Source organism: Aliidongia dinghuensis, from assembly GCF_014643535.1.
In the GTDB taxonomy this organism is placed as follows: domain Bacteria; phylum Pseudomonadota; class Alphaproteobacteria; order ATCC43930; family CGMCC-115725; genus Aliidongia; species Aliidongia dinghuensis.
This window is the reverse complement of the sequence record NZ_BMJQ01000001.1, coordinates 483,994-502,296: the sequence shown is the minus strand read 5'-3', so window position 1 is coordinate 502,296 and position 18,303 is coordinate 483,994. Positions and strand designations below refer to the sequence as shown.

At 68.2% G+C, this 18,303-nt stretch carries 18 protein-coding genes; 12 read left to right on the top strand and 6 right to left on the bottom strand.

Translation table 11 applies throughout. The annotated features are described in order from the left end of the window. Window positions 1-324: 324 nt before the first annotated feature. The 5 genes from IEY58_RS02450 to msrA all read left to right on the top strand — a co-directional run bounded on the left by IEY58_RS02450 (window position 325) and on the right by msrA (window position 7,357). Window positions 325-2,418 carry a 3-hydroxyacyl-CoA dehydrogenase NAD-binding domain-containing protein gene (locus tag IEY58_RS02450; protein WP_189042047.1) on the top strand — a complete coding sequence of 698 codons (2,094 nt, stop codon included), beginning with the start codon at window positions 325-327 and terminating at the stop codon, window positions 2,416-2,418. A gap of 22 nt (window positions 2,419-2,440) precedes the next feature. After that, window positions 2,441-4,084: an AMP-binding protein gene (locus tag IEY58_RS02445; protein ID WP_189042046.1), complete on the top strand. Its 1,644-nt coding sequence runs from the start codon at window positions 2,441-2,443 to the stop codon at window positions 4,082-4,084. A gap of 135 nt (window positions 4,085-4,219) precedes the next feature. Continuing rightward, entirely contained in the window at window positions 4,220-5,401 is a 1,182-nt protein-coding gene (locus tag IEY58_RS02440; RefSeq protein ID WP_189042044.1) for an acetyl-CoA C-acyltransferase, read from the top strand. 54 nt (window positions 5,402-5,455) lie between these two features. Then, window positions 5,456-6,736: a cytochrome P450 gene (locus IEY58_RS02435; protein ID WP_229743434.1), complete on the top strand. Its 1,281-nt coding sequence runs from the start codon at window positions 5,456-5,458 to the stop codon at window positions 6,734-6,736. 111 nt (window positions 6,737-6,847) lie between these two features. Continuing rightward, complete coding sequence (gene msrA, locus IEY58_RS02430) at window positions 6,848-7,357, top strand: peptide-methionine (S)-S-oxide reductase MsrA (protein WP_189042042.1); 510 nt, start codon at window positions 6,848-6,850, stop codon at window positions 7,355-7,357. Between the two features lie 49 nt (window positions 7,358-7,406). Here the strand turns inward: msrA and IEY58_RS02425 are convergent, their stop codons facing one another. From IEY58_RS02425 to IEY58_RS02410, 4 genes are all read right to left on the bottom strand, one after another. Continuing rightward, window positions 7,407-9,065 (bottom strand): tannase/feruloyl esterase family alpha/beta hydrolase, encoded by a 1,659-nt coding sequence (locus tag IEY58_RS02425; protein ID WP_189042040.1) that lies wholly within the window; start codon window positions 9,063-9,065, stop codon window positions 7,407-7,409. Between the two features lie 95 nt (window positions 9,066-9,160). After that, window positions 9,161-9,466 carry an AtuA-related protein gene (locus IEY58_RS02420; RefSeq protein ID WP_189042038.1) on the bottom strand — a complete coding sequence of 102 codons (306 nt, stop codon included), beginning with the start codon at window positions 9,464-9,466 and terminating at the stop codon, window positions 9,161-9,163. Next, on the bottom strand, window positions 9,463-10,812 hold the full coding sequence (locus IEY58_RS02415) for an acyclic terpene utilization AtuA family protein (RefSeq protein WP_189042036.1): 1,350 nt from the start codon (window positions 10,810-10,812) through the stop codon (window positions 9,463-9,465). Before IEY58_RS02415 ends, IEY58_RS02420 begins: the two co-directional genes overlap by 4 nt. 11 nt (window positions 10,813-10,823) lie before the next feature. After that, a complete protein-coding gene (locus tag IEY58_RS02410) occupies window positions 10,824-12,152 on the bottom strand; it encodes a CitMHS family transporter (RefSeq protein WP_189042034.1) in 1,329 nt (442 codons plus the stop codon). Window positions 12,153-12,251: 99 nt separating this feature from the next. On the opposite strand from IEY58_RS02410, the gene IEY58_RS02405 reads away from it, so the two are divergent. Next, complete coding sequence (locus IEY58_RS02405; RefSeq protein WP_189042032.1) at window positions 12,252-13,157, top strand: LysR family transcriptional regulator; 906 nt, start codon at window positions 12,252-12,254, stop codon at window positions 13,155-13,157. On the opposite strand, the gene IEY58_RS02400 is transcribed toward IEY58_RS02405, so the two are convergent. After that, the gene (locus tag IEY58_RS02400; RefSeq protein ID WP_189042031.1) at window positions 13,151-14,095 is read right to left on the bottom strand and encodes a LysR family transcriptional regulator; all 945 of its coding nucleotides are present in this window, start codon (window positions 14,093-14,095) and stop codon (window positions 13,151-13,153) included. The genes IEY58_RS02405 and IEY58_RS02400 overlap by 7 nt on opposite strands. Before the next feature lie 132 nt (window positions 14,096-14,227). On the opposite strand from IEY58_RS02400, the gene IEY58_RS02395 reads away from it, so the two are divergent. The 6 genes from IEY58_RS02395 to IEY58_RS02370 all read left to right on the top strand — a co-directional run bounded on the left by IEY58_RS02395 (window position 14,228) and on the right by IEY58_RS02370 (window position 17,757). Further along, the gene (locus IEY58_RS02395) at window positions 14,228-14,848 is read left to right on the top strand and encodes a YceI family protein (RefSeq protein WP_189042029.1); all 621 of its coding nucleotides are present in this window, start codon (window positions 14,228-14,230) and stop codon (window positions 14,846-14,848) included. A gap of 28 nt (window positions 14,849-14,876) precedes the next feature. Further along, window positions 14,877-15,503, top strand: a complete 627-nt coding sequence (locus IEY58_RS02390) for a cytochrome b (protein ID WP_189042027.1) — start codon at window positions 14,877-14,879, stop codon at window positions 15,501-15,503. Beyond that, entirely contained in the window at window positions 15,500-16,075 is a 576-nt protein-coding gene (locus IEY58_RS02385) for a YceI family protein (RefSeq protein ID WP_189042025.1), read from the top strand. The genes IEY58_RS02390 and IEY58_RS02385 overlap by 4 nt, the downstream gene beginning before the upstream one ends. A gap of 4 nt (window positions 16,076-16,079) precedes the next feature. Then, a complete protein-coding gene (locus tag IEY58_RS02380) occupies window positions 16,080-16,895 on the top strand; it encodes a DODA-type extradiol aromatic ring-opening family dioxygenase (protein ID WP_189042023.1) in 816 nt (271 codons plus the stop codon). Between the two features lie 128 nt (window positions 16,896-17,023). Next, window positions 17,024-17,338 carry a DUF883 family protein gene (locus IEY58_RS02375; RefSeq protein WP_189042021.1) on the top strand — a complete coding sequence of 105 codons (315 nt, stop codon included), beginning with the start codon at window positions 17,024-17,026 and terminating at the stop codon, window positions 17,336-17,338. Next, the gene (locus IEY58_RS02370; protein ID WP_189042019.1) at window positions 17,338-17,757 is read left to right on the top strand and encodes a phage holin family protein; all 420 of its coding nucleotides are present in this window, start codon (window positions 17,338-17,340) and stop codon (window positions 17,755-17,757) included. Before IEY58_RS02375 ends, IEY58_RS02370 begins: the two co-directional genes overlap by 1 nt. Here IEY58_RS02370 and IEY58_RS02365 read toward each other — a convergent pair whose 3' ends face one another. Then, window positions 17,758-18,192 (bottom strand): DUF190 domain-containing protein, encoded by a 435-nt coding sequence (locus tag IEY58_RS02365; protein WP_189042017.1) that lies wholly within the window; start codon window positions 18,190-18,192, stop codon window positions 17,758-17,760. Window positions 18,193-18,303: the final 111 nt, after the last annotated feature.

The following is an 18,303-nucleotide window of genomic DNA, read 5'->3' as shown; positions in this document are numbered from 1 at the left end:
AGCCATCATTTTTTTACCTGATGGCGGTCTTGTCGGAAATTTGCCATGCCAAACGGTCGTTTTCTGTCGACACCTTGACACCTCGTCCGGCGAAGGCGACCGTTCGGTCTGTAAACGGCAAAGACCAACCCGCAAAAAGGTGGCGCCGCAACCCTGGGAGGAGACCCCTGCGCATGGTCCCGCATCCGATTCGCGCCGACGCCAATCCACGGCTTCCCTGCCCGCGCCTTCCCTAGCTGCCCGCTACGCCCGTCGTTCGACCAGGGCGCGACGCTCGTCGGCGCGCTGCTTCGCGATCGCTCTTGACCATCATCGGGACGCCTCATGACCTCACCCGTCACCCCCTCACCCGTCACCAGTCGCCGCAGCGGCGACATCGCTGTCGTCATCATCGACAATCCGCCGGTCAACGCGCTCGGCCATAAGGTTCGCGCCGGCCTTGCGACGGAGCTGGCGGCGCTCGAGGCCGACGCCACGGTCGCGGCGGTCGTGCTCGCCTGCGCCGGTCGCACCTTCGTCGCCGGCGCCGACATCACCGAATTCGGCAAGCCGCTCGAACCGCCGGGGCTCCACGAGGTGATCGCCCAGATCGGACGCATGACGAAGCCGGTCGTGGCCGCGATCCATGGCACGGCCTTGGGCGGCGGGCTCGAGCTGGCGCTCGGCTGCCATTATCGCGTCGCGGTCGCGACCGCCCAGTTCGGCCTGCCGGAGGTGAAGCTCGGCATCCTACCCGGCGCTGGCGGGACGCAGCGCCTGCCGCGCGTGCTGGGCGTGATCCCGGCGCTCGAGATCATGACCACGGGCGACTTCATCGGCGCCGACAAGGCGCTCGCTGGCGGGCTCATCCAACGCATCCTGCCCGATCTGGACCAGGCGGCGGTGGATTTCGCGCGCGAGATCGCGGCCGCCCGGCCGTTGCCGCTCATCGAGGCGAGCGACGGCAAGCTCGCCGAGGCGCGCGCCAATCCGGGCCTGATCGACGAATTCGCCCGTTCGATCGCTCGCCGGAGCCGCGGCTTCAGGGCACCAGGCGCCATCATCGACTGCGTCAAGGCCGCGCTTGCGAAGCCGTTCGCCGACGGCCTCGCCTACGAGCGCGAGCGGTTCATGGAACTGGTGCAATCGCCGGAGTCGGCGGCGCAGCGCTATGCCTTCTTCGCCGAGCGCGAGGCCGGCAAAGTGCCGGGCCTGCCGTCCGACACGCCGGTGCGGCCGATCCGTCGGGCCGCCGTCATCGGGGCCGGCACCATGGGCGGCGGCATCGCCATGAATTTCGCCAATGCCGGCATTCCGGTGACCCTGATCGAGACCGGTGCCGAGGCGCTTGAGCGCGGGCTCAAGACCATCCGCGCCAACTACGAGGCGACCGCCAAGCGCGGCGGCATCACGCCGGCCGACGCCGAGGCGCGCTTCGCCCGCATCACCGGCAGCCTGAAGCTCGAGGACGCCGCCGAGGCCGACATCGTGACCGAGGCGGTGTTCGAGGAGATGGGCCTGAAGAAGGATCTCTTCGGCAAGCTCGACCGTATCGTGCGCGCCGACGCGATCCTGGCCACCAACACCTCGACCTTGGATGTGAACGAGATCGCCGCCGCGACGAGCCGGCCCGAGCGCGTGCTGGGCACCCATTACTTCAGCCCGGCCAACGTCATGAAACTGCTCGAAATCGTGCGCGGCACGGCGACGGCACCCGACGTGCTCGCAACCGCCATGGCGATGGCGCGCAAGCTCAAGAAGGTGCCGGTCGTGGTCGGCGTCTGCTACGGCTTCGTCGGCAACCGCATGCTGCACCGCCGCGCGTCCCAGGTGGAATCCCTGCTGCTCGAAGGCGCCTCGCCGGCCGAACTCGACCAGGCGCTGCTCGATTTTGGCTTCCCCATGGGCCCGTGCGCCATGGCGGACTTGGCCGGCATCGATGTCGGCTGGCGCATCCGCCAGGGCCTGGGCATCCGGGACGAGGTCTCCGACCGGCTCTACGAGGCGGGCCGGCTCGGCCAGAAGACCGGCGCCGGCTTCTTCCGCTACGAGCCCGGCAACCGGGCGCCGATCCCCGATCCCGCCGTCGATGCCATCATCGCCGCGGCCGCCGCCGCGAAGGGCATCGACCGGCGCAGCATTCCCCAGGACGAGATCCTGGCGCGGCTGCTCTATCCGATGGTCAATGAGGCGGCGCATATCCTCGAGGAGGGCATCGCGAGCCGCGCGTCGGACATCGACATCGTCTGGTTCTACGGCTACGGCTGGCCGGTCTACCGCGGCGGGCCGATGTATTGGGCAGATCACATCGGTCTCGAAACGATCCGCGCCGGCCTTCAGAAGATGACGGACCGGCTCAGCGACGCGCGGCTCAAGCCCGCCCCGCTCCTGGCACGGCTCGCCGCCGAAGGCCGCGGGTTCCTCGGCCCGAAGGCGTAAAAGAAGAACAAGGGGAGGCACCATGGCCGAACTCTGGGAGAAATCCTACCCGCCCGGCTTCGACTGGCATGCGGAGATCAAGACGGCGCTCCTGACCGACGAGCAGCGCGAGGCCGCCCGGCGCTGGGGCACCAAGAGCTTCATCGAGTTCGGGCCGATCACGCTCGATTTCGTGACGTTCGACGCGCTGGTCGAGCGGGCGGCACGCGGCTTCGCGGCCTTGGGCGTCAAGCCCGGCGTGCATGTGGCGCTGCATCTGCCGAACACGCCGCATTATCCGCTCGCGTTCTACGGCGTGCTCAGGGCCGGCGGCGTGGTCGCGAACCTGTCGCCGCTCGACGCCGAGCGCGAGCTTGCGCACAAGATCGCGCTGGCCGACGTCAGCCTGGTCGTGAGCTTCGCCGGCCTCGACCAGAAGCTGCCGCCGCCCGGCCCCAACTTGCGCATCATGGTCGCGACGCCGGAGGACATGGCGCCGGTGCCGCCGCCGGCCATCCCGACGGATCCCGCGGAACGCATCCCATTCCGCGTGCTGCTCGACCCGACCCGCCCCTCCCCCGGCCCCTGGCCCACGCCGGCGGTCGATGATCTGGCCGTGCTGCAGTTCACCGGCGGCACCACCGGCCTGCCCAAGGCGGCGATGCTGAGCCATGCCAATCTGACCGCGTCGGTCTCGAGCTATGACGCCTGGGGTTCGGCGCCCTCGATCGGTCTTACGCCCGGCGCCGAGAAGGTGCTGGTCGTCCTGCCGCTGTTCCACATCTACGCGCTCAACACGCTGCTGCTTCGGGGCATGCGCAACGGCTATACGCTGCTGCTGAAGGCGCGCTGGGACACGGACGACATCCTCGACACGATCGCGCGCGACCGCCCGACGATGTTCTCGGGCGTGCCGACCATGTTCCGGGCGATCGCGTCCCATCCGCGTGCTCGCCAGGTCGATTTCTCCTGCTTCCATTTCTGCAACACCGGCGGCGCGCCCTTGCCGATGGAGTTGCGCGACGAGTTCGAGGGCGTGGCCGACCGGCTGCTCCTGGAAGGCTGGGGCATGAGCGAGACCTCGCCCGCCGGCACGGTGACGCCGCCGCAGAACCGCAAGCTGGGATCGGCCGGCCTGCCGCTGCCCGGCGTCACGATCGAGATCCGCGACCTGGACGAACCTGAGCGCAAGCTCGCCCCGAATGAAAAGGGCGAGATCTGCATCCGCGGCAAGAACGTGACGAAGGGCTATTACAAGCAGCCGGAGGAGACGGCGAACGCGTTCGTCGACGGCTTCTTCCGCACCGGCGACATCGGCTATCTCGACGACGACGGCTTCCTGTTCATCGTCGACCGCAAGAAGGACATGATCCTGTCGGGCGGCTTCAACGTCTATCCGCGGCTGATCGAGGAGGCGATCTACGAGCACCCCGCGGTCGCCGAAGTGATCGTCATCGGCGTTCCCGACGCCTATCGCGGCGAAAGCGCCAAGGCCTTCGTCACGCTGCGCGACGGTGCCGCGGCGCCGAGCCTGGACGATCTCCGCGCCTTCCTCGCCGACAAGGTCGGCAAGCACGAGCTGCCGGCCGCGCTCGAGATCCGCGACAGCCTGCCCAAGACCGCGGTCGGCAAACTATGGAAGAAGCCGCTCGTCGACGAGGCCCGGGCGCAAGCGAAGGTAAGGTAGGAGCTTTTGTCTCCGTCATTCCCGCGCAGGTGGGAATCCAGGGTTGCCGCAAAGGCTGTTTGAGAGAGCCATCGCTTGCCCTGGGTCCCCGCCTGCGCGGGGACGACGGCCGTTTTTGATTGGAAGGAGAATCACATGGTCGACGCGGTCATCGTCTCGACGGCGCGCACGCCGATCGGCAAGGCGTTCCGGGGTGGCTTGAACCTGACGCACGGCGCCGAAATGGGCGGGCACGTCATCCGCGCGGCGGCCGAGCGGGCGAAGCTCGACGGCGGCGAGGTCGAGGACGTGATCCTGGGTTGCGCGCTGCCGCAGGGCGCGACCGGCGGCAACATCGCGCGCCAGGCGGCGATCCGGGCCGGCCTGCCCGCCTCGGTCGCGGCCATGACCGTCAACCGCTATTGCAGCTCGGGCCTGCAGGCGATCGCGATTGCGGCGCAGAGGGTGATTGTCGACCAGGTGCCGGTCGCGATCGCCGGCGGGCTCGAATCGATCAGTCTGGTCCAGGGTATGGGCGGCCTGCCGCAGGAGCCGGATCCCTGGCTCACCGAGCACAAGCCCGACATCTACATGCCCATGCTGGATACGGCCGAGGTCGTGGCCGCGCGCTATGGCGTCGCTCGCGCGGCGCAGGATGCCTTCGCGCTCGAAAGCCAGCGCCGTACCGCAGCCGGCCAGCGCGACGGAAGGTTCGATGCCGAGATCGTGCCGATCACGACGGTGAAGGCGGTCATCGACAAGGCGACCGGCGAGACCCGGCGTGAGACGGTCACCGTGACGAAGGACGAGGGCAACCGCGCCGACACGACGCTCGAGGGCCTGGCCAAGCTCGAGCCGGTGCGCGGGCCGGACAAGACCATCACGGCCGGCAACGCGAGCCAGCTGTCGGACGGCGCGTCGGCGGCCGTCGTCATGTCCGACCGGGAGGCGGCACGGCGCGGCCTCAAGCCGCTCGGCATCTTCCGGGGCCTGGCGGTCGCCGGCTGCGAACCGGACGAGATGGGCATCGGTCCGGTCTTTGCGGTGCCCACCCTCTTGAAGCGCCACGGCCTCACCGTCGCCGACATCGACATCTGGGAGCTGAACGAGGCCTTCGCGGTGCAGGTGCTCTATTGCCGCGACCGGCTCGGCATCCCGGCCGACCGCCTGAACGTCGACGGCGGCGCCATCTCGATCGGCCATCCCTATGGCATGTCGGGTGCGCGCATGACCGGCCACCTGCTGATCGAAGGCAAACGGCGCGGCGCCAAGCTCGGCGTCGTCACCATGTGCATCGGCGGCGGCATGGGTGCCGCCGGCCTGTTCGAGATCGTGTAAGCTCCGCCAACCGATCCCGCCACTCGCGCGAGGGCCTGGCCCCCAGGAACAGACATGATGAACATGCCGGACCATCCCTCGCGCGAGGCGCTGCTCGCTGCGGCTGACACAGTGCCGGTCGACGAGATCAATGTCGGCCAGCCGATCCTGTTCCAAGAGGACGCGATCTGGCCCTATTTCGCGCGCCTGCGCCGCGAGGCGCCGGTGCATTACTGCGGCGCAAGCGAGTTCGGGCCGTTCTGGTCGATCACGAAGTACCGGCACATCATGCAGATCGAGGCGAACACCGAGGTGTTCTCCTCCGACGTGAAATACGGCGGCATCACGATGCGCGACCAGTTGGTCGACTTCGTGCTGCCCATGTTCATCGCCATGGATCCGCCGCGGCACGACGAGCAGCGCGCGGCAGTCCAGCCGATCGTCGGCGCGCCGAGCCTGGCACACCTGGAACGGCTCGTGCGCGAGCGCGCCCAGGCCGTGCTCGATGGATTGCCGATCGGCGAGACCTTCAACTGGGTCGAGCGCGTGTCGATCGAGCTTACGACGCAACTGCTTGCGACCTTGTTCGATTTCCCTTGGGAAGACCGGCGCAAGCTCACCCGCTGGTCCGACGTGGCGACGGCGCTGCCCGGCCATGGCATCGTCGACAGCGACGAGCAGCGCAAGGCTGAGATGCTCGAGTGCCTGCACTATTTCACCCAGCTCTGGAACGAGCGGGTGAACGCGCCACCGCGCAATGATCTCGTGTCGATGATGGCGCACGCGGAGGCGACCCGGCACCAGAGCCCGATGGACTTCCTCGGCAATCTGCTGCTGCTCATCGTCGGCGGCAACGACACGACGCGGAACTCGATCACTGGCGGGCTCTATGCCTTGAACAAGTTTCCGGACGAATACACGAAGCTTATCGCCAACCCCGGCCTGGTGCCGAACATGGTGCCGGAAATCATCCGCTGGCAGACGCCGCTCGCCCACATGCGCCGGACGGCGACGCGCGACCATGCGTTCGAGGGCCATGCCATCAAGGCCGGCGACAAGGTCGTCATGTGGTACGTGTCCGGCAATTACGACGAGGACGTGATCGCCGACGCCGAGCGGCTCATCGTCGACCGCGAACGGCCGCGCCGGCACCTGTCGTTCGGCTTCGGGCTGCATCGATGCCTCGGCGAACGGCTCGCCGACCTGCAGCTGCGCATCCTGTGGGAGGAGATCCTTGAGCGCTTCGGCCGCATCGAGGTCATGGACGAACCGCAGCGCATCTTCTCGACCTTCGTGAAGGGCTATTCGACCCTCAACGTGCGCATTCCGCCGGACCAGGTGAGAACCCGGCACTGACGAAGGCCGGCCTGTTCGAGATCGTGTGATTGGACAGATCGCGCTCGGATCGCCACCTTCTGCCTGAGCGGCGATCTGCCGAACCGTCTTGACCTGAATGGAGGATATCCGATGACCGAAGAACGGGCCGTCCTGGCCGGCGGTTGCTTCTGGGGGATGCAGGACCTGATCCGTCGCTATCCCGGCGTGATCGGGACCCGTGTCGGCTATACCGGCGGCGAGGTGCGGAACGCGACCTATCGCAACCATGGCAACCATGCCGAGGCGATCGAGATCGTCTTCGATCCGGCGAAGACCAGCTACCGGACGCTCTTGGAATTCTTCTTCCAGATCCATGACCCGACGACGCTCAACCGCCAGGGCAACGACCGGGGCACGAGCTACCGCTCGGCGATCTTCTACACGAGCGAGGAGCAGAAGCAGGAGGCGCTCGAGACGATCGCCGACGTCGATGCCTCGGGCCTGTGGCCGGGCAAGGTGGTGACGGAAGTGACGCCGGCCAGCGACTTCTGGGAGGCCGAAAGCGAGCACCAGGATTACCTGGAGCGCATCCCGAACGGCTACACCTGCCATTTCGTGCGGCCGAACTGGAAGCTGCCGCGCCGGGCGAACGTCGCCTGAGCCCAGGGAAGAAGCGAGTGCAGGTCGAGGGCCTGCACTCGCCCTCAAGTCAGTTTGGCAGGTTCTCGAGGTCGCCCGACCGGTATGTGGCGACGAGATTGTCGATCTCCTGCCGCAGGTCCTTCGCGAACTCGCGGTGGTCCGTGACGCAGGTGAAGCTCGAGGCCTCGCTCGTGCTGCCCTTGCCCTTGTATTGAGCCCGCGCTGGATAGGCGCAGAGCGGCCGCGTCATGGCGACGCCGTCCGCCGGATTGTCGTTCACGAATTTGGTCGCAATGAGCTGCTCCGGCGCTTGGCCTTGCTCGACCCAGGCCTGAAGCGCGCCGACCGAATCAAAGCTGTTCGGGCCGGGGCCGCCGGCGCAATGACCCATGCCCGGCGCCATAAACAGCCGGTAGAAGCGGTGGACCTGCTCGAGATTGCGTCCTTCGATGAGGACATTGTTGAAATATTCGATCGGCAGGGTCTGGGCGTTCAAGGGATCGTCCCAGCCCTGCGTCATGATCAGCTTGCCGCCGTGCGCCTCGAACCGCTCCAGGTTCGGCCGGGTCGCGTTGATGACCGGGCTCAGCACGCGATCGACCTGCCGCGCGTCGCTCGAGAAGTTGAAGCTGGTCCAATCCCAGTTCGGGTTATTGAACACGGTGTTGGCCAGCAGCGGCTGGGCATAGAACGGCACGAGCGCACCCTGGATCAGCGACCAATTGTCCTCGCTGCCGCGCGCGAAGCCAGGATAGAGCCGCAGCCCGCTCTCTGGGTCAGTCACCGGATGGTAGAGCTGCTCCGCCGCCTCAGTCTGCGCGGCGGTGAGGCAGGTGCTCGGGTCCTGGCCGGGCTTGCACTGCAGCTGGGCCGGGTCGAAGTCGCATTTGCGTGGATCGTTCAGGAACGTGTCGCCGGCGACGCTGCCGTCCTTCGCCTGGCAGGCGCCCAGCACCGCCTGATGCAGCAACGCGAGCTTGGCGGCCGGGAGGGCGGCGCCCGGATCCTTCGCCGATGGCAACGCCCCCCAGAGGAAGCTCATCATCAGGTGGCTGTAGTCCATGCCCGGCGAGCCGGCGTGGATGCCGTCGTAATCGTCGGGGTAGTACTCGGCCTCCTCCATCGCCTCGGCACCGCCGGTCGAGCAGCCGTCGTAATAGGCATAGCTCGCCTTGTGGCCGTAAAACGCCTGCACGATCGCCTTGGCGCTTTCGGACATGAGATGGATCGAGCTATGGCCCCAGTCGCGCAAAGACACCGGGTTCTGCGCCCAGGGCAGCGTCTGGCCGATGGCTCCGCTGGCACCGCCCTCGTGCCCCGTGTCGGTATTGGCCGCGGCAAAGCCGCGCTGCACGGCCGGTGCCAGCTCATAATAGAGGATCGAGCCGCCGAAGCCGCCGGAGCCCAACCCCTCGAACCGGCCGTTCCAGGTCGCACTCGGCAGCCAGACCTCGATCTTGACCGCCTCGGTCGGCACCGTGCTGACGGTGGCCGCGACCCGGCAGAACGCCGGCATGTCCGGATAGCTCGCCCCGTCGGGCGCCACATAGGTGCCGGCCGGCACGCTCACGGCCGCGGTGATGGTGGTGTTCGGCACCTTAAGCCCGGTGAGGCCCTCGCAATTCGCCGCCTCGGCGCGATGGCCGAAGGCCAGCGCCAGCGGCACGGCGCCCAGCAGCCACAGGTGCCGGCCGGACGATCGCCGTCGTTTCCCCTCTCTTGTCATCGTTCCCTCCCTTGTTTCGTTCGTCTGAGCTTCGTTTGTTTGGAAAGATGCGAGCGGTCGCCGTTCGCCGGCCCAGCAACGCCGGACCGGAAAGATCAGTCATCGAGTTCGAGATCGAGCAGCAGGCTGCCGAGGCACTTGCCGTGCGCGTCGAGCGCCAGCGAGCGGGTGACGCCGCCGGCGAGCGCGCCTTCGAGCACGAAATTGAGCGCCGCCAGCTGCGGCAGCTCGTAGCGCACGACCGGCCCGTGGATGAGCGGGCCGAAATGCGCCTTGACCCGCTCGGCCGTGACTTCCGCCACGAGCCGGGGATAGTCCGCGGCGCCATACGCGATCACCGAGATGTTGGAGGTGTTGCCCTTGTCGCCGGTCCGGGCGTGGGCGAGCGCGCGCAACTTCATGACGGCACCTCCGACAGCATCTGGATGCGCGGCCGGACGCGCTCGCGCGGCAGCATGGTCGAGAGCACGGCCACGACCTCGCGCGCCGATTTGACGGCGCCGCCGCCGGCCGCCGGGCCGTTGGTGTAGAGCGCCTCGACCTCGTTGCCGATGCGGACGGCGTCGGCCAGCGTGCCGGTCCGGCCGGCGACACGGATCCGGATCTCGGGCGGCTCGGCCTGGAGCAGCTGTGCCGCACCACCCGCCACGGAATCGACGCCGATCAGCTCGAACCGCAGTTCGTCGGCCGCGACGCCGATCAGCTTGAGGCGCTCCGCGACGATGGCGAGCGCCAGGCGGCCGCGCGCGACGCAGCCCGGGCCGGCATAGGTCATCTGCCCCTCGCCGATGAAGCCGTCGCGATAGCCGAGCGAAACCTTGTAGCCCTCGGGCCGCGCCGTGCCGCCGCCGCCCACGACCCGGACCCGGTCCCGGCCGTCCGGTGCGAAGCGCACGCCGGAGAAATCCGCGGTCACATCGGGTGTCAGATAGCGGGTCGGATCGTGCAACTCGTAGATCAGCTGCTCCGTGCAGGTCGCCTGGGTCACCAGACCGCCCGAGCCCTCGACCTTGGTCACCACTGCCGTGCCGTCGGCCGCGACCTCGGCGAGCGGGAAGCCCAAGCGTGCCAGATCCGACACGTCCTTCAGGCCCGGGTCGGCGAAATAGCCGCCGGTCACCTGGCCCGCGCATTCGAGCAGATGGCCCACGACCGTGCCCTGGCCGAGCAACGGCCAGTCGTCCGGCGCCCAGCCGAATTCATGGATGAGCGGCGCCAGGAACAGCGACGGGTCGGCGACCCGGCCGGTCACGACGATGTCGGCGCCCTGCGCCAGCGCGTCCACGATCGGCGCCGCGCCCAGATAGGCGTTGGCCGAGAGGAGCCGGTTGCCGAGATCGGCCACCCGTCCGCCGGTCTCGAGCAGCGGCAGGTCGGCGTCCCGCACCTGGTCCAGCACGTCGTCGCCGGCGACCGCTGCGATCTTGAGGCCGGAGATGCCGAGCCGCCGCGCCGTCTCGGCGATCGCAGCGGCAGCGCCGGACGGGTTGGCCGCGCCCATGTTGGTGACGATGCGGACCTTGTTGCGTACGGCGGCCGGCAGCACGGCCTGCATCCGGTCGACCAGCAGCGGGTCGTAGCCGCCGGCCGGATCGCGCAGCCGCGCCAGCTGGGCGAGCGCGATCGTGCGCTCGGCCAGGCACTCGAAGCAGAGATAGTCGAGCCGGCCGCGCTCGGCCAATTCGACTGCCGGCTCGATCCGATCGCCGGAATAGCCCGCGCCGCTGCCGATCCGGATCGTCTTCATAACAGGCCCCCTCACCACGGCAGGATGCCGAGCAGCACGCCCGCGATCGTCATGACGACCGACGCGGCGAACAGCCAGGGGATGGAGAAGCGCTGATGCTCGCCGAGCTCGATGCCGGCGAGGCCGACGACGAGGAAGGTCGCGGGCGTGAGCGGGCTCACCGGGAAGCCGGTCGTCATCTGGCCCAACAGCGAGGCCTGCGCCACATGGACCGGGTCGCCGCCCAGGCCCTTCACCACCTCGGCGATGACCGGCATGACGCCGAAATAGTAGGAGTCCGGGTCGAACAGCAGGCTGAGCGGCATCGAGACGACGCCGAGCAGTGCCGGAATATGCTGCGCCATCGCGGCCGGCACATGGGCGACCGCCGCCGTCGCCATTGCCTTCAGCATGCCGGAGCCGGTCATGATGCCGGTGAAGGCGCCGGCCGCGAGTAGGATGCCGGCCATCATGAGCGCCGCCTTGGCATGGGCGTCGATGCGCGCGCGCTGCTCGGCGACGTTCGGGTAATTGATCGCGAGCGCCAGCACGGTGCCGATCATGAACATGACGACCGGGTCGGCGATGCCCCAGATCATCACGGCCATGATGGCGATGGTGAGCGCGAGGTTGACCCAGAACAGGTGCGGGCGGCTCAAGCGCTCCTGCTCCGCCGTGCGCGGGGCCGGTGCTGCGGTGAGCTCAATCGGCGCACCGCCGACGGCGGCAGCACCGACGGTCGAGCCCGCAAGACCCAGCCGCCGCTCCTCGCGCCGGCCGAGCCACCAGGCGGAGGCGAACACGAAGACGAGCCCGATCGCCTGCAGCGGCACCAGCGGCCGGAAAATATCGGTCGCCGACAGGTGCAGCACTGCGGCCGAACGGATCGTCGGCCCGGTCCAGGGCAGGAAATTGACGCCGGCCGCGAGCGAGACGACGCAGGCGAGCACGCGCCGGTCCATGCCGAGCTTCTCGTAGAGCGGCAACATGGCCGGGATGGTGATGAGGAAGCAGACGGCGCCCGAGCCGTCGAGATGGATGAGCAGCGCCAGGAGCGCCGATCCGACCGCGATGCGCGTGGGCTTGGCACCGACCGTCTTCAGGATGCGCCGGATGATCGGGTCGAGCATCCCGGCGTCGGTCATGATGCCGAAATAGAGGATGGCGAAGACGAACATGCCGGCGACCGGCGCGATCGAGGTGATGCCGGTCACGATGAACTTGCCCGTGGCAAGCCCGAAGCCGCCGATGAGCGCCGCGACGACCGGCACCGCGATCAGCGCCACGAGCGGCGAGCAGAGATTGAGCATGATGACGGCCAGCAGCACGAGCACCGTCGCCGTCCCCAAAAGAGCGAGCATGTCCCTCCCCAAATCTTGTTCTTCGGCTTTTTGCCTGGGACCAGGATCGGATCGGTCTATTTATTTTTCAAAGATAAAGAACTTATATATACATAACTCATGCGCATAAGTTTCTCGCTGCATCAGACGGTGGCGTTCCTCAAGGTCGCGGAGCTCGGCAGCTTCAGCGAAGCGGCGAAGGCCTTGGGCATTTCGCAGCCGGCGCTGAGCCGCACGATCCGGCTCATGGAGGAAGCGATCGGCACCCGCCTCTTCGATCGCGACACGCGCAACGTGAGCCTCAGCCCCGCGGGTGCGGCACTGCAGCCCGTGGCGCAGCGGATCGCGCTCGAGTTCGACAGTGCGTTTGGCGAGCTGGGCCAGTTCTTCGAGGGGCGCCGCGGCCGGGTAACGATCGCGGCGCTGCCGTCCGCCGCCGCGGTCCTGCTGCCGCAGGCGATCGCGCGCTTCCAGATGGGCCACCCCGGCGTCGAGGTGGTGATCCGCGACGATCTTGCGAACGTGGTCGCGAGCGCCGTCGCCGACGGCCAGGCCGACCTCGGCCTCACGGTCCGGCCGACCCAGTCGGAGAAGCTCAGCTACCGCCCGCTCGTCAGCGATGATTTCGTCCTCGTGTGCCGCGCTGACGACCCGTTCGCCGCCGAGGCCGAGATCGGCTGGCGCGCCTTCGCCGACCGACCGTTCATCGCCATGGCGCCGACCAGCAGCGTGCGCGCCATGACCGATGCCGCCTTCCTGCAATTGGGGCTGTCGGCCAAGCCGCTCTACGAATGCAGCCATCTCGCGACGACGGTCAGCCTGGTCGCGGCCGGGCTGGGCGTGACCGCGCTGCCCAAGCTGACCCTGCCGCTGGTCAATGCCGCCGGCCTCGTGACCCGGCGGCTGACGGAACCAACGATGCGCCGCTCGATCGGCGTGCTGACGCGCACCGGCCGCGCGCTGTCGCCCGCGGCCGAGCGGTTCTTCGAGCTCCTGTGCAGCGGCAGCCTGCAGCTGCCTTACTGAGCTGCCCCTTCAAGCCTGTGGACCGGCGGATTGATCTCCATCGTCTCGCTTACATGGTCGAACAGCCAGCGCCCGGCCGGCCCCGGCGGCCGGTCACGGCGATAGGCGGCACAGAGCGGCAAGCTCACCTCCTCGTCGCCGCCCTCGGCCGCGATTACGACGCGGCGCAGCCGGCCTGCGGCCAGGTCGTCGGCGACGAGATGGGCCGGCATGCTGCCCCAGCCGAGCCCGGCCTTCAGCATGGCGTGCTTGGCGCCGAGATCGGCGAGACGCCAGGTCTGGGCCGACCAGACACCATAGTCGCGGTTGCCGGTCAGGCCCGAGCGGTCCGACAGCACGAGCTGGACATGCCGGCGCAGCTCGTCACGCGGCACCGGCCCGTCGAACTGGCCCAATGGATGGGATGGAGCCGCGACCGGGATCAGCGTGACCTCGGCAAGCGGCCGGCGGTGCAGCGGCTCGAAGGCGGCGCTGAACGCAACGAGCAGACCGATGGTGCAGGTGCCGCTCAGCACCATCTCGGTCGCCGCCCCCATCGATTCCACATAGAGGCGCGGCGATACCGAAGGGAACCGGTTGCCGAAGGTGCGCAGCGCCTCGAGAAGCGCACACATCGGGAACATGGCGTCGACCACCAGCGTCAGCTCCGGCTCGAGCCCGGCGGCGATGCCGCGCGCATGGTCGGCGAGCGCCTGCATCTCCTCGGCGATGAGGCGGGCGCGCGGCAGCAGGATGCGGCCGGCCTCAGTCAGGGACGGGCGATAGCTCGTCCGGTCGAACAGTGGCGTGCCCAGTTGCTCCTCGAGCCGCTGCACGGCATAAGTGATGGCCGACTGCGCCCGATTGAGCCGACGCGCCGCACCGGAGAAGCTACCGGCCTCAACCACTGCCAGCATGACCTGCAACTGGTCGAGTGAGGGTATCGCTTGCGACATCATCGAATTTCCAGATAGAGAAGATCAAAACTTTATCTGTTTTTTTGTCAGAGCGACACTCCTATCTCTCCGATCGTCCGGCCCGAAGGCGCGTGTACCGCGCTCCACGGCCTTCCCGTTGGAGAGTTTCGATCCATGTTCCGTCCGCTGCTTCCCTATGCCCTTTCCGCTGCCGTGCTGGCGGCGTCCGCTGCCGTCCTGCCGGCCCAGGCCCAGACCGCGAGCCAGGATCCAGCCTCGGTCGAAGCTGGCGCCTATAATCTCGAGCCCTATCACACGCGCGTGCTGTTCAGCGTCAATCACTTCGGCTTCACGACCTGGTACGGCGAGTTCTCGAACGTGTCTGGCAACCTGAACCTGGACCCGAAGGCGGTCGCGAAAAGCACGCTCGAGATCCATATCCCGGTCGCCTCGCTCTCGACCAGCAACACGATGGTCGACGGCGAACTCAAGGGCGACAAGTGGTTCGACGCCGCCCAGTTCCCCGAGATCGTGTTCAAGGCCGACAAGATCGCGCCGACCGGCAAGACCACGGCCAAGGTGACCGGTGAGCTGACGTTCCATGGCGTCACCAAGCCCGTGACGCTCGCCGTCAAGCTGAACGGTGCCGGCGTCAACCCGCTCGACAAGAAATTCACGACCGGCTTCGAGGTGAGCGGCAAGATCAAGCGCAGCGACTTCGGCGTGAAGACCTACGTGCCGATGGTCGGCGACGACGTCGACCTGATCATCAGCGCCGCGTTCGAGCACGCCTGATCACGGCATCGGCAGGGGAACGGCCGCCATGTCGCGACGAACCGCCCGCAATCGCTCCAACCCGGATCGCTACGACCCGGTCGCGATCGCGCTGCACTGGGTGATCGGCGTCGGCATCCTGACGCTGATCGCCATGGGTCTCGCCATGACCCATCTGGCGCTCGCGCCGATGACGAAGTTCCAGCTCTATCAGCTGCACAAGTCGATCGGCGTCACCGTGCTCATTGCCGTGCTGCTGCGCGTGCCATGGCGGCTGACCCACCGCCCACCATCCCTGCCCACCGCCATGCCGCCGCTCGAGCGTCGGGCGGCGGAAGGCGCGCACGGGCTGCTCTATGCGCTCATGCTCGCAATCCCGCTCACCGGTTGGGCGCTGGTCTCGGTATCGCCGTTCAACCTGCCGACCGTGCTCTACGGCATGGTGCCCTGGCCGCATCTGCCGGTCCTGGCCGACCTGCCGAACAAGGCCGCGGTCGAGCCTGCGGTGAAATTCATTCACGGCAAGCTCGCCTGGGTGCTGGCGGCCCTCGTGACGCTCCACGCCGGCGCAGCGCTCCGCCATCACTTCGTGCTCCGCGACGGCGTGCTCCACCGCATGCTGCCGTTCGGCCGCCGCCAAGCCCAGGAACCGAGACCCGAGGAACCGAGATCATGAAATTCCGCTACCTGCTGGCGGCCCTGCCGCTGGCCGCCGCCCCGCTCCTGGCCGCCGCGCCGGCCACCGCCGCGGACTGGGCCGTCGATACCGCCAAGAGCCGTCTGGGATTCTCCGGCGTGCAGACCGGGGCCCCCTTCCAGGGCGGCTTCGGCAAATGGTCGGCCGAGATTGCGTTCGATCCAGCCCATCCCGAGGCGGGCCATGCCCAGGTGACGATCGACCTTGCAAGCGCCAGATCCGGCGACCCGCAGCGCGACGGCGCGCTGCCCCAGACCGACTGGTTCAACGTGAAGCAATTCCCGGAAGCCCGCTTCGAGGCTACGGGCTTCGTCGCTAAGGGCGGCAATGCCTACGAGGCGCCGGGCAAGCTCACCATCCGCGGCATCGCCAAGGATGTCGTCCTGCCGTTCACGCTCGAGATCACCGGTGACAAGGCCGAGGCCAAGGGCCATTTGAACCTGGTACGCACCGGCTTCGGCGTCGGCCAGGGCGTCTGGGCGACGGGCGAGTGGGTCGCACTCGACGTCGGTGTCGACGTCGATCTCGTCGCGACCAAGAGTGGGAGCTGACACCATGAGCGAAGCACGCCTGCCGACCCTGTTCATCCCGCACGGCGGCGGACCGTGCTTCTTCATGGAACCCCCGCGCGGCATGCCCGACCCCTGGAAATCCTTGGGCGATCACCTGCGCGGCATCGGCGCCACCATCGGGCAGCAGCCGCGCGCGGTGCTGGTCGTCTCCGGCCATTGGGAAGAGAGCCAGCCGACCGTTACCGCCGCCGCGGCGCCGCCGCTCATTTACGACTATTACGGCTTCCCGCCCCACACGTATCAGCTGCGCTATCCGGCGCCCGGCGCGCCGCGGCTCGCGGCAGAGATCCGCCTGCGCCTCGACCAGGCCGGCATCCCCAGCACCGGCGACGACATTCGCGGCTTCGACCACGGCGTCTTCATCCCGTTCCTGCTGATCTATCCGGACGCGAACATCCCGATCGTCCAGCTGTCGTTGCTGGCCTCGCTCGATCCCGCCGCCCATCTGGCGGTCGGCCGCGCGCTGCAGCCGTTGCGCGACGAAGGCGTGCTGATCGTCGGCAGCGGCCTCAGCTTCCACAACCTGCGCGGCTTCTTCACCGAGGACCCGCGCATCGCGGCCGATGCCGAGTCGTTCGACCAGTGGCTGACTCAAGCCGTGACCGACCCCGACCCGGCCCGGCGCGAGGCGGCGCTGACCGCCTGGGCCATGGCACCCGGCGCCCGGACCAGCCATCCGCGCGAAGAGCACCTGCTGCCGCTCATGGTCGCGGCCGGTGCCGCGGGCGAGGATGCCGGCACCTTGACCTACCGCGACCACATCTTCGGCAAGGCGGTCTCAAGCTATCGCTTCGGCTGAAACCGACGGAATCCGAAGCGCTTGTCCTGGATCAAGGTGCGTTTTGGCGAACCGTTTCATCTCCTGCGCGTTAGAGGCTTGTGCCCTTCGCCGAGGGCAACGCCTTCCCGAAACGAAAGGAGAAGCTGATGAGCGACGTCAAAACCAAGGAAGCCGCCTCGGTTTCCGAAGAGATCGCCGTCCTCAGGCAAGACATCACCCGGTTGTCGAACGCCGTCGCCGACCTGGTCAAGCACGAGGCCGGCCATGCCCGCCATCGCGTCGAGGATGTGGTCGTCGACCTTTATAACGAAAGCCGTGCCGCCCTCGGCCAAGCCGGCACCCGCGCCAAGGGCCTGGGCGAGGAGCTCAACCACACGATCGAGCGCAATCCGGCAACCTCGGTCCTGGCCGCTCTCGGCATCGGCTTGGTCATCGGTCTGCTGAGCCGGGGCCGCCACTGATGAGCGGCCTGCTCGTCGCGGCGCGTGTGCTGCTGGCCCTCGTGGAACGCGAGGCCGGCCATCGCGTCCGGCGGGCAGCCGGCTTCGGGGCGCTCGCCCTCACCGGCCTGTTCATCGGCCTGGCCGGCCTTCTGTTCGTGCTCTACGCGATCATGCTGGCACTGACACCCTACCTGACACCGGCCGGCGCGGCGGTCCTGGTCGGCGCCGCCATGATCCTGCTGGCCGCCATCATCATGGCGGTGGCCCTGCGCCGGCCGCCGGTCCCGTCCCGGCCGGTCGAGCGTGCGGCGTCCGACCTCGGCGATGCCGCCATGGAAGCCGGCCGCAAACTCGGCGCGGGCGTCGAGTTGCCCAACACGGTGACCCTGGTCCTCGCAGCACTCATCGCCGGCCTCGTCGCGGGCCGGAAGCTTTAATCAACGCTGGTCGGATGGTTCCGCCGCCTCCTCGGCCGTGCGTGGCTCTTCCGGTGGACGCGCGTGGAACAGCCTCTCCTTGAGGCGCTCCAGGTAGCCCGAGCGCTTGCGGCCATATTGCAGCACCCGCGCCTTTTCGAGCGTGACGAGCCCGCTCTCCATCATCTCGTCCAGCACCGGCAGGAACGCCTCGATCCGCTCCTCGGCGTCGACGATCTCGACCACCACCGGCAGGTCGAGCGTCAGCGGGAAGAGATGCGGCTGGTGCATCCGGCGCGAGACGCCGAAGCCCAGCGGCCCGCGCAGCACGGTGGCGCCGGCAAGCTGCCGCTCGCGCGCCTTGTTGACGATCGCGAGATAGAGCGGGTCTTCGCCGCAGCGATCGTCGGCGCTGGTGAAGATCCGCAGCAGAACCGCTTCGTGCGGGATGTCCATGACGGCGCTCCCATGCACTTTCGGATCAGCATAACACGGGCTCGACCGGACGCCGAAGGCACGTGCTGGCGGATAGAATCCGACGCGTTGGACCCCGGCGTATTCAACGCG

What these genes read in the sequence shown, in the direction of transcription:
- msrA (WP_189042042.1), top strand. Translation starts at nt 6,848, where the DNA reads ATGACCGAAGAACGGGCCGTCCTGGCCGGCGGTTGCTTCTGGGGGATG.
- IEY58_RS02365 (WP_189042017.1), bottom strand. Translation starts at nt 18,192, where the DNA reads ATGGACATCCCGCACGAAGCGGTTCTGCTGCGGATCTTCACCAGCGCC.
- IEY58_RS02400 (WP_189042031.1), bottom strand. Translation starts at nt 14,095, where the DNA reads ATGATGTCGCAAGCGATACCCTCACTCGACCAGTTGCAGGTCATGCTG.
- IEY58_RS02370 (WP_189042019.1), top strand. Translation starts at nt 17,338, where the DNA reads ATGAGCGGCCTGCTCGTCGCGGCGCGTGTGCTGCTGGCCCTCGTGGAA.
- IEY58_RS02375 (WP_189042021.1), top strand. Translation starts at nt 17,024, where the DNA reads ATGAGCGACGTCAAAACCAAGGAAGCCGCCTCGGTTTCCGAAGAGATC.
- IEY58_RS02440 (WP_189042044.1), top strand. Translation starts at nt 4,220, where the DNA reads ATGGTCGACGCGGTCATCGTCTCGACGGCGCGCACGCCGATCGGCAAG.
- IEY58_RS02420 (WP_189042038.1), bottom strand. Translation starts at nt 9,466, where the DNA reads ATGAAGTTGCGCGCGCTCGCCCACGCCCGGACCGGCGACAAGGGCAAC.
- IEY58_RS02395 (WP_189042029.1), top strand. Translation starts at nt 14,228, where the DNA reads ATGTTCCGTCCGCTGCTTCCCTATGCCCTTTCCGCTGCCGTGCTGGCG.
- IEY58_RS02450 (WP_189042047.1), top strand. Translation starts at nt 325, where the DNA reads ATGACCTCACCCGTCACCCCCTCACCCGTCACCAGTCGCCGCAGCGGC.
- IEY58_RS02410 (WP_189042034.1), bottom strand. Translation starts at nt 12,152, where the DNA reads ATGCTCGCTCTTTTGGGGACGGCGACGGTGCTCGTGCTGCTGGCCGTC.
- IEY58_RS02435 (WP_229743434.1), top strand. Translation starts at nt 5,456, where the DNA reads ATGATGAACATGCCGGACCATCCCTCGCGCGAGGCGCTGCTCGCTGCG.
- IEY58_RS02445 (WP_189042046.1), top strand. Translation starts at nt 2,441, where the DNA reads ATGGCCGAACTCTGGGAGAAATCCTACCCGCCCGGCTTCGACTGGCAT.
- IEY58_RS02405 (WP_189042032.1), top strand. Translation starts at nt 12,252, where the DNA reads ATGCGCATAAGTTTCTCGCTGCATCAGACGGTGGCGTTCCTCAAGGTC.
- IEY58_RS02390 (WP_189042027.1), top strand. Translation starts at nt 14,877, where the DNA reads ATGTCGCGACGAACCGCCCGCAATCGCTCCAACCCGGATCGCTACGAC.
- IEY58_RS02380 (WP_189042023.1), top strand. Translation starts at nt 16,080, where the DNA reads ATGAGCGAAGCACGCCTGCCGACCCTGTTCATCCCGCACGGCGGCGGA.
- IEY58_RS02425 (WP_189042040.1), bottom strand. Translation starts at nt 9,065, where the DNA reads ATGACAAGAGAGGGGAAACGACGGCGATCGTCCGGCCGGCACCTGTGG.
- IEY58_RS02415 (WP_189042036.1), bottom strand. Translation starts at nt 10,812, where the DNA reads ATGAAGACGATCCGGATCGGCAGCGGCGCGGGCTATTCCGGCGATCGG.
- IEY58_RS02385 (WP_189042025.1), top strand. Translation starts at nt 15,500, where the DNA reads ATGAAATTCCGCTACCTGCTGGCGGCCCTGCCGCTGGCCGCCGCCCCG.